This is a genomic window from Streptomyces sp. NPDC002588 (assembly GCF_040295925.1).
Taxonomy (GTDB): domain Bacteria; phylum Actinomycetota; class Actinomycetes; order Streptomycetales; family Streptomycetaceae; genus Streptomyces.
In genome coordinates this window covers 205,455-218,904 of sequence record NZ_JBEOWF010000005.1, presented here as the reverse complement: position 1 = coordinate 218,904, position 13,450 = coordinate 205,455, and the positions used below count along the sequence as shown (strand labels likewise).

The following is a 13,450-nucleotide window of genomic DNA, read 5'->3' as shown; positions in this document are numbered from 1 at the left end:
ACCACGAAGGCCCGCCCCCTGCTTCTCACGGGGGGCGGGCCTTCCGTCTGCCGCTGCCGCCGGCTACTGCCCGGCGAACTTGTCGCTCACCGAGTCGTACACGCCCTTGGCGACCTCACCCAGCCTCGGTCCCGCGAGCCACCCCGAACTCACCGGGCCGATCGAGGTGTTGGACACCAGCGCCGGCTTGCCGTCCGACCCCGTGGCCACCCAGCCGCCGCCGGACGAACCACCGGTCATCGTGCAGCCGATGCGGTACATCGTCGGGTCCGAATCGCTGAACGACAGCCGCCCCGGCTTGTCCTTGCACTGGTAGAGCTTCTGCCCGTCGAACGGCTCGGCCGCCGGGTAGCCCGTCGCGGTGATGCTGTCCACCTTCGGCACCGCCGGAGCGTCGAAGTCCACCGGCAGCGCCGAACCGACCGTCTCCTCCAGCGACTTGCCGGAACCGCCCGCCTCCGGCGTCACATGGATGACGGCGAAGTCGTACGGCGCACCGTCACCGCCCGTCTGCCCGCCCTGTGCGATCCACTGGTCCGAGGTCTTCACCCAGTCGCCCCACCAGACGCCGTACGGAGCAGCCTGCTCCCGGGTGGCCGCCTGCATCTGCTCGGACGACAGGCCCTTGTCGTTGTACGACGGCACGAACGCGATGTTGCGGTACCAGCCGCCCTTCTTGCCCGCGTGCACACAGTGGCCCGCCGTCCACACCAGGTTGGACTTGCCGGGGTGCGCCGGGTCCTCCACGACCGTCGCCGAGCACACCATCGTGCCCTCGGGCGCGTCGAAGAACACCTTGCCCGCCTCGGGCGCGTTGGCGTGGTACGTCGTCGGCACGGCCTGCGCGTCCACGGCCTCGGGCGTCGGGTCGGTCACGCCCTGGTCACCGGAGAGGTCGTTGTCGTCCACGCCGCGGTCCGGGTCCTCGGCCTCCCGCATCCGGTCCGGGTCCCACAGTCCCTTGATGATCGGGTTGATGTAGTCCTGCGCCTCGCGCAGCCAGTCGTCCTTGTCCCAGTTCTTCCAGGCGCCGTTCTTCCACTTGTCGAGATCGATCCCGTGGTCCTTGAGACGGTCCTTGATGTCGTCCGGGATCGTGATCTTTCCGTCTCCGCCGGCCGTGGCCGACGCGCCGGCCTGGCTGCCCGCGTCGGTGTCGCCCGAGTCGCAGGCGGTCGCGGTGAGCACCAGCACCGAGGCGAGGGCGACGGCACCGAGCACGGGGGAGGTTCTGCGACGCGCGGTCCGCCCTCGGCGAGCGGTGAACGACGGCCGTATCGAATGCATGGTCTGACTCCCCCTGCTGTCAACGAATTTCGAGCCCCGGCCGCTCCCGCGAGCTGGAACTCATCCCGACCTCATAGCGAGTTCAGGCGGGTCTCACGGCCGTGTGCAATGCCCTCACACGATATGCGCTCGCAGTAGGGGACTTCCGACAGGAGGGCAACGGTTCCGTCACGGCAAGGATCTTGAACCAACCCGTAACCGGGCGGGCCGTCCCGGGTTGGTAGCCATGGGGGTCCGCTGCCTGTGCCCGGCCCTCCGGACAGCGGGAGGACAGGGAGCCATGGCCGTGACCGAGCCAGTGCCCGAGGAGACCCCCTCCGGGTGTGCCACCGCGACTTCGCCCGTCGGGGCGTCCGCCGCCGGGAGACAGACGGGCGCGCGGTCCGCCCATGAGGGGATCCTGAGGCGCCAGTCGGCACGCGAGTCGGCGGCGCGCACCTATGCCCGCGCGCTGCCCATCGTGCCGGTACGGGCCCGGGGGCTGACCATCGAGGGCGCGGACGGCCGCCGTTACCTCGACTGTCTCTCCGGCGCCGGCACCCTCGCCCTCGGCCACAACCATCCCGTCGTGCTGGAGGCCATCCGCAAGGTCCTCGACTCGGGCGCGCCCCTGCACGTGCTCGACCTCGCCACCCCGGTCAAGGACGCCTTCATCACCGAACTGTTCCGCACCCTGCCGCCCGGACTCGCCGAGCACGCGCGCGTGCAGTTCTGCGGCCCCGCGGGCACCGACGCCGTGGAGGCCGCGCTCAAACTGGTCCGCGCCGCCACCGGCCGTCCGGGCGTGCTGGCCTTCACCGGTGCCTACCACGGCATGACCAGCGGCTCCCTCGAAGCCTCCGGCGGCGCACCCGACGTCCGGGTGGCGCGCCTGCCCTATCCACAGGACTACCGCTGTCCGTTCGGCGTCGGCGGCGAACGCGGCGCCGAACTCGCCGCCCGCTGGACCGAATCCGTCCTTGACGACCCCAAGTCCGGTGTCCGGCGGCCCGCCGGCATGATCCTCGAACCCGTCCAGGGCGAGGGCGGGGTGATCCCGGCTCCCGATGCCTGGATGCGGCGCATGCGGCAGATCACGGCCGACCGCTCCATCCCCCTCATCGCCGACGAGGTCCAGACCGGCGTGGGCCGCACCGGCGCGTTCTGGGCGGTGGAACACAGCGGGGTCATCCCCGATGTGATGGTCCTGTCCAAGGCCATCGGGGGCAGCCTGACCCTGGCCGTCGTCGTCTACCGTGACGACCTCGACGTCTGGGAACCCGGCGCCCACGCCGGCACCTTCCGCGGCAACCAGCTCGCCATGGCCGCGGGCGCAGCCACCCTCGCGCACGTCCGCGAGAACCGCCTCGCCGAACGCGCCGCCGCCCTGGGAGCCCACCTGTTGGAGCGGCTCCGGCGCCTCGCCGAGGACTTCCCGTGCATGGGGGACGTACGGGGGCGCGGGCTGATGATCGGGATCGAGATGGTCGACCCGGAGGGGGAGCCGGCGACCGAGACCTGCTTCCCGGCTCGGGCCGCGCACCCCGCCGCCCCCGAACTGGCCGCCGCCGTCCGGCGGGAGTGCCTGCGGCGGGGACTCATCGTCGAACTCGGTGGCCGCCACGCCGGCGTCGTACGACTGCTCCCGCCCCTGACGATCACCGACGAACAAGCGGCCGCCGTACTCGACCGGCTGGCCGACGCCATTGAGTCGGCCGCCCGCGGCCACGAGAACCGCCCGCGCGACGGCGAGGACAAGTGGCGGAAGCCACCACCCGGGCGAAACCGGCACCGGCGTGGCCGTGCCGAACAGGCGGGATGACCCGAGCCGCCGACCGCGGCCCCGCTCGCCCACCGGCCTCCCGCGCTCGACGCCCGCACCCCCCGTCACCCTCGCGAAACCGCGCCCCCTCCCGCGTCCCGGCCCGCCGCCCCGCAGACCGGGCCCGCCCCACCCCATGAGGAACGACCGTGAACACCACCCCCCAGTCCGTCGGTGCCCCGGATCCCGCCTCCGCCGCATCCCGCGCACCAGCGTCCACCTCCTCCGTGTCCTCCACACCTGCGTCCGCCCCTTCCGTTCCCTCGGGCCCCCGCCCACCGACCGTTTCCGTCCCCCGCCAACTGCGTGACACCGCCGAGCGGACCGCACCGCCGCACACCGGCCCGGCCGACCTCCTGCACCACCCGGACCCCCATACCGCGGCCACGGCCGCCGCCACGGAGAACCTGCTGCGCTGCTGGGTCCGCGAGGCGGGCCTGCCCGCCCCCGACAACGGCACCCTCCGAGTGCCGCTGCCCACCAGCGGCACCGCCCTGCTCGCCCCGGTCCGCTACTGGTCCCCCACCGGCTGGCACCGTTTCGGCCCGCCGCGCCTGGCCGGCGCCCCCGAGCAGTCCCCACCCGTCGACGCCGTCACCCTTGCGGCGCTGCTGTCCCGCGAGGCACCCGGAGCACACGGCCCGGCCCCTGAATCCGCCGACCTCGTGGCCCGTGTCGCCGACTCCGTCCGCCGCAGCGCCGAGTTCATCCGCGAACGCCGGAAACACCCCGCCGACGGACCCGATCTGTTCCTCTCCGCCGAGCAGGCTCTCGTCCTCGGACACCCCCTGCATCCGACCCCGAAAAGCCGGGAAGGCCTCTCGGACGCCGAAGGCCGGCTGTACTCACCCGAGTCGCGCGGCTCCTTCCCCCTGCACTGGCTGGCTGTCGCTCCTTCCCTGCTCGCCACCGACTCCGCCTGGACGGAAAGCGGCCGTACCGTGGCCGCCGACCGGCTGACCTCCCGGCTCGCGGAGACCGCCCTGCCGTTGCCCGACGGCTACGCGGCCCTTCCGCTGCATCCCTGGCAGCTGCGCCAGGCCGTGAACCGCCCCGAGGTCGCGGCCCTGCTCGACGCCGGACTGCTCCGGGACCTCGGCGCGCACGGCCTTCCGTGGCACCCCACTTCCTCCGTACGCACCGTGCACCGCACCGGCGCCCCCGCGATGCTCAAACTGTCGCTGGGCCTGCGCATCACCAACTCCCGCCGGGAGAACCTGCGCAAGGAACTGCACCGCGGCGTCGAGATGCACCGACTGCTGCGGACGGGCCTGTCGACACAGTGGCGGGCAGCCCACCCCGGCTTCGACATCGTCCGCGACCCGGCGTGGCTCGCCGTGGACACGGCGGACGGACTTCCGGTACCGGGACTCGACGTGGTGATCCGGCACAACCCGTTCACCCCGACGGACGACGTGTCCTGCGTCGCCGGCCTTGTCTCACCCCGGCCCTGCACCCGAGCCCCCCAGGCGACCACCGCGCAAGACGACCCGCAGGTCGGGACGCTCCCGGCCGCCCCCGAGGCCGCTGCCGGCCAGACCTCGCGGCTGGCCGCGGTCGTCACCCGCCTCGCCCGGCGGACAGGACGTCCGCTCGGGGCGGTCGCCGCCGAGTGGTTCCTGCGCTACCTGGAGCACGTCGTACGCCCCGTCCTCTGGCTCGACGGTGAGGCGGGCATCGCTCTGGAGGCGCACCAGCAGAACACGCTCCTCCTGCTGGATCCCGCCGGCTGGCCCACGGGCGGCCGCTACCGAGACAACCAGGGCTACTACTTCCGTGACTCCCACCGCGCGGCGCTCGAAGCCCGGCTGCCCGGCATCGGTGAGCACAGCGACACCTTCGTCCCCGACGAGGTCACCGACGAGCGCTTCGCCTACTACCTCGGTATCAACAACGTGCTCGGACTCATCGGCGCCTTCGGCTCCCAGCATCTCGCCGACGAACAGCTGCTGCTCGCCGCCTTCCGCGGCTTCCTGGCCGCCGCGGCCTCCGGCCCCGGCCGGTCGCGCAGCCCGCTGCCGGCCCGTCTGCTCGACTCACCCGTGCTGCGCTGCAAGGCCAATCTGCTGACCCGGCTGTACGGCCTGGACGAACTCGTCGGACCGGTGGACACCCAGTCCGTGTACGTGACCATCGCCAACCCCCTTCACTCCTGAATCGTCCGCACATCGCCATACCGGATCGAGAGGAGCCACGGGTGCCCCCCGTCGTCGACATGTGCGCCGTCGCCGGCAGCGCCCCCGCCGCGGGTCCGGACGGAGGCGAGAATCCGCCGCGCCCGCCGACCGACAGCGTCGGCGACTGGGGACCCACAGGCACACCCGTGGGTTCCTTCCACCTCGTCCCCGTCCAGGTCGAACGGGACCTTCCCCGCATCGGCCGGTGGATGAACGACCCGGCCGTAGCCGTGTACTGGGAACTGGCGGGTCCCCGGAGCGTCACCGAGCGGCACCTCCGCCGACAGCTCACCGCCGACCACCACAGCGTCCCCTGTCTCGGCCTGCTGGAGGGCACGCCGATGAGCTACTGGGAGATCTACCGGGCGGATCTCGGCCCTCTGGCCCGCCACTACCCGGCCCGACCTCACGACATCGGCATCCATCTGCTCATCGGCGACGCGACCGCCCGCGGGCGAGGACTGGGCGGCCGGCTGCTGAGGGCCGTCGCCGACCTCGTACTGGACAGGAGACCCGCATGCTCACGTGTCCTCGCCGAACCCGATCTGCGCAACATCCCTTCCATCGCCGCCTTTCTCGCCGCCGGTTTCCGCTTCTCTGCCGAGGTCGACCTGCCGGACAAGCGGGCCGCCCTCATGATCAGGGAAAGGAATCCCTGCGATCTGCTGTGACGCTTCGTGCTCGTGCCGTCACAGAGAGAACGCCTTGCGTGCCGGGCCGGTTCCCAGCCGACCCGAGAATCCCCGAAGATTTTTCCGAGGCCGCCCCGCACCCGGTTCCAACAGCAGACCTCGCCGACTCCGCCGACTGTCCCACCAGGCCCCGCCGGCCCCGATTCCGAGAAGCCCGCACCGTGATTCCGTCACCGACTCCGCCCTCGCCGTCCTCCCCGGCCACCTGCGCGATCACCTGTTTGTCAGTGCCGAGCCGTAGGGTGGTCGCGCTATGACGAAGCCCTCACTCCCCGAACTCCTGCATGCCGCCGTCGCCGCAGTCGGCGGTACGGAGCGCCCCGGCCAGGTGACCATGGCCGAAGCCGTCGCGGAGGCCATCGACGACGGTTCCCATCTGCTGGTCCAGGCCGGCACCGGTACCGGTAAGTCGCTGGGCTACCTCGTGCCGGCGCTCGCGCACGGGGAGCGCGTCGTGGTCGCGACGGCCACCCTCGCGCTGCAGCGCCAGCTCGTGGAGCGGGACCTGCCGCGCACGGTCGAGGCGCTGCATCCACTCCTGCGCCGACGCCCCGAGTTCGCGATGCTGAAGGGCCGGTCGAACTACCTGTGCCTGCACCGCCTGCACGAAGGCGTCCCGCAGGACGAGGAGGAGGGCCTCTTCGACCAGTTCGAGGCGGCCGCGCCCACCAGCAAGCTGGGCCAGGACCTGCTGCGGCTGCGTGACTGGGCCGACGAGACCGAGTCCGGCGACCGCGACGGCCTCACCCCCGGTGTCTCCGACCGGGCCTGGGCCCAGGTGTCGGTGTCCTCCCGGGAGTGCCTGGGCGCGACGAAGTGCGCGTACGGCGCCGAGTGCTTCGCCGAGATGGCGCGTGAGCGCGCCAAGCTGTCCGAGGTCGTCGTCACCAACCACGCCCTCCTGGCCATCGACGCCATCGAGGGCGCCCCGGTTCTCCCGCAGCACGAGGTGCTGATCGTCGACGAGGCGCACGAACTGGTCTCGAGGGTCACCGGCGTCGCCACCGGGGAGCTCACCCCGGGCCAGGTCAACCGCGCGGTGCGGCGCGCGGCGAAGCTGGTCAACGAGAAGGCCGCCGACCAGTTGCAGACCGCGGCCGAGGGCTTCGAGCGGCTGATGGAGCTGGCGCTGCCGGGCCGTCTGGAGGAGATCCCGGAAGACCTCGGCTACGCCCTCATGGCACTGCGCGACGCTGCGCGCACCGTCATCTCCGCGATCGGCGCGACCCGCGACAAGTCCGTCCAGGACGAGGACGCGGTCCGCAAGCAGGCGCTCGCGTCGGTGGAGTCGGTGCACGACGTGGCGGAGCGGATCGTGGGCGGCTCCGAGTACGACGTCGTCTGGTACGAACGGCACGACCGCTTCGGTGCCTCCCTGCGTGTCGCTCCCATGTCCGTGTCCGGGCTGCTGCGCGAGAAGCTCTTCGCGGACCGGTCCGTGACCCTGGCCTCGGCGACCCTGAAGCTGGGCGGGGACTTCAACGGGGTGGGCGCCTCGCTGGGGCTCGCCCCGGAGGGGACGGAGGGCGAGGACCTGCCCCAGTGGAAGGGGATCGATGTCGGTTCCCCCTTCGACTACCGCAAGCAGGGCATCCTCTATGTCGCCAAGCACCTGTCGCGCCCGGCGCGGGACGGCGACCGCGGGGACATGCTGGACGAGCTGACCGAACTGATCCAGTCGGCCGGTGGACGCACGCTCGGGCTCTTCTCCTCCATGCGGGCCGCCCAGCTCGCCGCCGAGGAACTGCGGGGCCGCATTCCCGAGTTCCCGATCCTCCTTCAGGGCGAGGAGACCCTGGGCGAGCTGATCAAGAACTTCGCGGCGGACCCGAAGACGTGTCTCTTCGGGACGTTGTCGCTCTGGCAGGGCGTGGACGTGCCCGGACCCAGCTGTCAGCTGGTGGTCATGGACAAGATCCCGTTCCCGCGTCCGGACGACCCGCTGATGAGCGCCCGTCAGAAGGCGGTGGAGGATGCGGGGGGCAACGGCTTCATGGCCGTCGCCGCCACACACGCGGCGTTGCTGATGGCGCAGGGCGCGGGCCGTCTCGTGCGCGCGTCGGGGGACCGGGGTGTGGTCGCCGTACTGGACCAGCGGCTGGCGACAGCCCGGTACGGCAGTTATCTCAAGGCGTCCATGCCGGACTTCTGGTACACCACCGACCGCGACCAGGTCCGCAAGTCGCTCGCGGCGATCGACGCGGCGGCGACGGCCCGGCAGGCCGAGGAGCCGGCCGAGGAGGAGTGAGCGAGACAGGGGTCCGTCGTGGTGTCGGGACGGACCCCGGAGGGGGCACTTCTGCGACGCAGGGCCGCGGGCGCAGCACAGGGCCCCGGAACCGGCGCAGGGATCCCGGGGCCCAGTCGGAGGGGGCGGAGCAGGTCGACCGCCCGCCGCACTCAGACGCGCCGCAGTACGGCCACCACCTTGCCGAGGATGGTCGCGTCGTCGCCGGGGATGGGCTCGTACGCCGCGTTGTGCGGGAGGAGCCACACATGGCCGTCCTCACGCTTGAAGCGCTTCACGGTCGCCTCGCCGTCGAGCATGGCGGCCACGATGTCGCCGTTCTCGGCGACGGGCTGGCGGCGAACGGTGACCCAGTCGCCGTCACAGATCGCGGCCTCGATCATCGAGTCGCCGACGACCTTCAGCACGAAAAGCTCACCGTCGCCCACGAGCTGCCGGGGGAGAGGGAAGACGTCCTCGACGGACTCCTCGGCGAGGATCGGGCCACCGGCGGCGATCCGGCCGACCAGCGGGACGTACGACGCGGCGGGCTTGCCGGCGGTGTCCGTGGGCTGCACGGATGCGGCCTGGTCGGAACCGCGCACCTCGTACGCGCGCGGCCGGTGCGGGTCGCGGCGCAGGAAGCCCTTGCGTTCCAGGGCCATCAGCTGGTGCGCCACAGACGAGGTGCTGGACAGGCCGACGGCCTGGCCGATCTCCCGCATGGACGGCGGGTAGCCGCGCCGCTGCACGGAGTCCCTGATGACCTCGATCACCCGGCGCTGCCGGTCGGTCAGGCCCGAGCTGTCCGCCCGGATGCCTGGAGGTCGGCCCGGCAGGGAACGCTTGTGTCCCTCCGGGTTCATGGCTTCGTTCATCGCATGCACCGGCTCGAGTCGGCCCTGGGAGCGGTCCTGGGCGGTGATGGTGGCACTGTCTGCGGTGGTGGTCACGTCGGCCCCTCTCGATGGTCTCCCTGCTGCACAACGGTAGTTGCTTTCGAAAGGTTGCGCCAAACACACGTTCGAGTGAAAAAGCGTGGATAGCCTGACTTGATCATGTATCTGGGTGTATGGCTAACGTGCTGCCCGGTGGGAAAAAGGGTCCGTTGTTGTACCCTTCACCGCCGGGGTCGCCGCCCTTGTGAGGTGTCGCCCCAGTCTGCCATCCGGCCGCCGGTCGACCGGTTGCCGGGCACGCTCTGTGCGAGAGTCCCACCCGACCTCCCTGCGGCGCCCACGGTATCGCCGTATGTGCCGCGACTCCACACCTCGCACGCGCGCGTGCGAGGAGTGTTCCCGAGGTCGTTGTGCCGTCCGTGATGCACGGGCTGTGACCGTACGACTGCGACACGCCGGGCGTGGTGTGTGTGTAAGAGCCAATCCCCACATGTAGTGGTTGGATGAGGCTCGCAGCCCAGAAGTTGTGGTCCCCCGTGTCTTCGGATGCTCATGGATCCCCTATGCTTGGGGCTGCTTCGAGGGGCCCATGAGGCCCGGCGAGGCCATTGAGTCTGCTGTGAGGAGGGTTGGAGTTCATGCACTGTCCCTTCTGCAGGCACCCCGACAGCCGTGTCGTCGACAGCCGTACGACGGACGACGGCACGTCGATCCGCAGGCGCCGCCAGTGCCCTGACTGCGCCCGTCGTTTCACCACCGTGGAGACGTGCTCACTCATGGTGGTGAAGCGGTCCGGAGTCACCGAGCCGTTCAGCCGCACCAAGGTCATCAACGGCGTGCGCAAGGCATGCCAGGGACGGCCCGTCACCGAGGACGCGCTCGCCCAGCTCGGCCAGCGGGTCGAGGAGGCGGTGCGGGCCACCGGAAGCGCCGAGCTGACCACCCACGACGTGGGACTGGCCATACTCGGCCCGCTGCAGGAACTCGACCTCGTCGCCTATCTGCGATTCGCCTCCGTCTACCGGGCGTTCGACTCGCTCGAGGACTTCGAGGCCGCCATCGCGGAACTCAGGGACCAGGCGGGACCTCCCGGCGCGGACGACGACCGCGCGTACCCGGAAGGCGCCACAGGCGCTGTCACGGGGGGCCGGGAAGACGACGGCGGGCCCGGAGGGACTGCGCAGGTCCTCGAGCCCGCCCACGCCGCCGACTGACCCGGCGGCCGGAACCGGTCCGACGGACCCGGATCCGGCCGGGGCGGCGGCGGACCAAGACTTGCTGGGGGCCAGGCGAATGCATGCCCGCAGCACCAGACACAACACCGTGCCACGGGAACATCGTGGCATTTCAGGGCGTTTTTGCCTGTACAGGGAGGCGGCATGACAGAGACGGCGAGCGGTCCGGCACGAGGTTCCCGAGCGAAGGGCGCCAAGACCACCAAGGGCCTGCGCATCGAGCGCATCCACACCACCCCCGGCGTGCACCCGTACGACGAGGTGGTCTGGGAGCGCCGTGACGTCGTCATGACCAACTGGCGCGACGGCTCGGTCAATTTCGAGCAGCGTGGCGTCGAGTTCCCCGACTTCTGGTCGGTGAACGCGGTCAACATCGTCACCAGCAAGTACTTCCGCGGTGCCGTCGGCACCCCCCAGCGCGAGGTCAGCCTCAAGCAGCTGATCGACCGCATCGTGAAGACCTACCGGACGGCCGGCGAGGACCACAAGTACTTCGCCTCACCCGCCGACGCCGAGATCTTCGAGCACGAACTGGCGTACGCCCTCCTGCACCAGATCTTCAGCTTCAACAGCCCCGTCTGGTTCAACGTCGGCACCCCGCAGCCCCAGCAGGTCTCCGCCTGCTTCATCCTGGCCGTCGACGACTCCATGGAGTCGATCCTCGACTGGTACAAGGAAGAGGGCATGATCTTCAAGGGCGGCTCCGGCGCCGGCCTGAACCTCTCCCGCATCCGCTCCTCCAAGGAGCTGCTGTCCTCCGGTGGCAACGCCTCCGGCCCGGTGTCCTTCATGCGGGGCGCCGACGCCTCCGCCGGCACCATCAAGTCCGGTGGCGCCACCCGCCGCGCGGCCAAGATGGTCGTTCTCGACGTGGACCACCCGGACATCGAGGACTTCATCGAGACCAAGGTCAAGGAAGAGGAGAAGATCCGGGTCCTGCGCGACGCGGGCTTCGACATGGACCTGGGCGGCGACGACATCACGTCCGTCCAGTACCAGAACGCCAACAACTCGGTCCGCGTGAACGACGAGTTCATGAAGTCCGTCGAGCAGGGCGGCAAGTTCGGCCTCCGTGCGCGGATGACCGGCGACGTGATCGAGGAGGTCGACGCCAAGTCGCTCTTCCGCAAGATCGCCGAGGCCGCCTGGGCCTGCGCCGACCCGGGCATCCAGTACGACGACACCATCAACACCTGGCACACCTGCCCCGAGTCCGGCCGGATCACCGCGTCGAACCCGTGCAGCGAGTACATGCACCTGGACAACACGTCCTGCAACCTGGCCTCGCTGAACCTGATGAAGTTCCTCAAGGACGACAGCAAGGGCAACCAGTCCTTCGAGGCCGAGCGCTTCCAGAAGGTCGTCGAGCTCGTCATCACCGCGATGGACATCTCCATCTGCTTCGCCGACTTCCCCACGGCGAAGATCGGTGAGAACACGCGCGCGTTCCGCCAGCTCGGCATCGGCTACGCCAACCTCGGCGCCCTGCTGATGGCCACGGGCCACGCCTACGACTCCGACGGCGGCCGTGCCCTGGCCGGTGCCATCACCTCCCTGATGACCGGCACCGCCTACCGCCGGTCCGCCGAACTGGCCTCGGTCGTCGGCCCGTACGACGGCTACGCCCGCAACGCCGCCGCCCACAACCGCGTCATGAAGCAGCACTCCGACGCCAACGGCGCGGCCGTGCGCATGGACGACCTCGACACCCCGGTCTGGGCCGCCGCGACGGAGGCCTGGCAGGACGTGCTGCGCCTCGGCGAGAAGAACGGTTTCCGTAACTCCCAGGCGTCCGTGCTGGCCCCGACCGGCACCATCGGTCTCGCGATGTCCTGCGACACCACCGGTGTCGAGCCCGACCTCGCCCTGGTCAAGTTCAAGAAGCTGGTCGGCGGCGGCTCGATGCAGATCGTCAACGGCACCGTTCCGCAGGCCCTTCGCCGCCTGGGCTACCAGGAGGAGCAGATCGAGGCGGTCGTCGCCCACATCGCCGACAACGGCAACGTGATCGACGCCCCCGGCCTCAAGCCCGAGCACTACGAGGTGTTCGACTGCGCCATGGGCGAGCGCGCCATCTCCCCGATGGGCCACGTCCGCATGATGGCCGCGATCCAGCCCTGGATCTCCGGTGCCATCTCCAAGACGGTCAACATGCCGGAGACGGCGACCGTCGAGGAGGTCGAGGAGATCTACTTCGAGGCCTGGAAGCTCGGCGTCAAGGCGCTCGCGATCTACCGCGACAACTGCAAGGTCGGCCAGCCCCTCTCCGCGAAGACGAAGGACACCAAGGAGCAGGAGAAGGCCGAGATCACCGAGAAGGCCGAGGACACGATCCGTGCCGCGGTCGAGAAGGTGGTCGAGTACCGTCCGGTCCGCAAGCGCCTCCCCAAGGGCCGTCCCGGCATCACCACCTCCTTCACGGTCGGTGGCGCCGAGGGTTACATGACCGCCAACTCCTACCCGGACGACGGTCTCGGCGAGGTCTTCCTGAAGATGTCGAAGCAGGGTTCGACTCTCGCGGGCATGATGGACGCGTTCTCCATCGCGGTCTCCGTCGGCCTCCAGTACGGCGTGCCGCTCGAGACGTACGTCTCGAAGTTCACCAACATGCGTTTCGAGCCGGCCGGTATGACGGACGACCCGGACGTGCGGATGGCGCAGTCGATCGTCGACTACATCTTCCGCCGTCTGGCGCTCGACTTCCTGCCCTTCGAGACCCGCTCCGCGCTCGGCATCCACTCCGCCGAGGAGCGTCAGCGCCACCTCGAGACCGGTTCGTACGAGCCGGCCGAGGAGGACGTCGACGTCGAGGGCCTGGCGCAGTCGGCCCCGCGGCAGTCGGCTCCGCGGCAGACGGACCTGAAGGCCGTCGCCACCCCGAAGGCCGGCGTCGAGGCGGCCAAGGCCGCGCCCCAGCAGGCCCACACCAGTGCCGAGCTGGTGGAAATGCAGCTGGGCATCCAGGCCGACGCCCCGCTGTGCTTCTCCTGCGGCACGAAGATGCAGCGGGCCGGTTCCTGCTACATCTGCGAGGGCTGCGGCTCCACCAGCGGCTGCAGCTGACGGAGGCCGCGGTTGATACCGAGCGGATCACGTCGGATGTGACATCCGGCCCAGGTGAACCCGAAGCGT

At 70.5% G+C, this 13,450-nt stretch carries 8 protein-coding genes; 6 read left to right on the top strand and 2 right to left on the bottom strand.

Going from position 1 to position 13,450, the window contains the following annotated elements:
• Window positions 1–63: 63 nt before the first annotated feature.
• The gene (locus ABT057_RS08080) at window positions 64–1,287 is read right to left on the bottom strand and encodes a trypsin-like serine peptidase (protein WP_352341621.1); all 1,224 of its coding nucleotides are present in this window, start codon (window positions 1,285–1,287) and stop codon (window positions 64–66) included.
• Window positions 1,288–1,567: 280 nt separating this feature from the next.
• On the opposite strand from ABT057_RS08080, the gene ABT057_RS08075 reads away from it, so the two are divergent.
• The 4 genes from ABT057_RS08075 to ABT057_RS08060 all read left to right on the top strand — a co-directional run bounded on the left by ABT057_RS08075 (window position 1,568) and on the right by ABT057_RS08060 (window position 8,205).
• A complete protein-coding gene (locus ABT057_RS08075; RefSeq protein WP_352341620.1) occupies window positions 1,568–3,088 on the top strand; it encodes a diaminobutyrate--2-oxoglutarate transaminase family protein in 1,521 nt (506 codons plus the stop codon).
• Between the two features lie 149 nt (window positions 3,089–3,237).
• Window positions 3,238–5,244: an IucA/IucC family protein gene (locus ABT057_RS08070; RefSeq protein ID WP_502973818.1), complete on the top strand. Its 2,007-nt coding sequence runs from the start codon at window positions 3,238–3,240 to the stop codon at window positions 5,242–5,244.
• Window positions 5,139–5,936 (top strand): GNAT family N-acetyltransferase, encoded by a 798-nt coding sequence (locus tag ABT057_RS08065; RefSeq protein WP_352341671.1) that lies wholly within the window; start codon window positions 5,139–5,141, stop codon window positions 5,934–5,936. Before ABT057_RS08070 ends, ABT057_RS08065 begins: the two co-directional genes overlap by 106 nt.
• Window positions 5,937–6,210: 274 nt before the next feature.
• Window positions 6,211–8,205, top strand: coding sequence for an ATP-dependent DNA helicase (locus ABT057_RS08060; protein WP_352341619.1), 1,995 nt, complete (start codon window positions 6,211–6,213; stop codon window positions 8,203–8,205).
• 152 nt (window positions 8,206–8,357) lie between these two features.
• On the opposite strand, the gene lexA is transcribed toward ABT057_RS08060, so the two are convergent.
• Window positions 8,358–9,137: a transcriptional repressor LexA gene (gene lexA, locus ABT057_RS08055; RefSeq protein WP_057575372.1), complete on the bottom strand. Its 780-nt coding sequence runs from the start codon at window positions 9,135–9,137 to the stop codon at window positions 8,358–8,360.
• Window positions 9,138–9,721: 584 nt separating this feature from the next.
• On the opposite strand from lexA, the gene nrdR reads away from it, so the two are divergent.
• Both nrdR and ABT057_RS08045 read left to right on the top strand, forming a co-directional pair.
• Window positions 9,722–10,297, top strand: coding sequence for a transcriptional regulator NrdR (gene nrdR, locus ABT057_RS08050; RefSeq protein WP_352341618.1), 576 nt, complete (start codon window positions 9,722–9,724; stop codon window positions 10,295–10,297).
• Window positions 10,298–10,462: 165 nt separating this feature from the next.
• A complete protein-coding gene (locus ABT057_RS08045; RefSeq protein WP_352341617.1) occupies window positions 10,463–13,381 on the top strand; it encodes a vitamin B12-dependent ribonucleotide reductase in 2,919 nt (972 codons plus the stop codon).
• The last annotated feature ends 69 nt before the right edge of the window (window positions 13,382–13,450 follow it).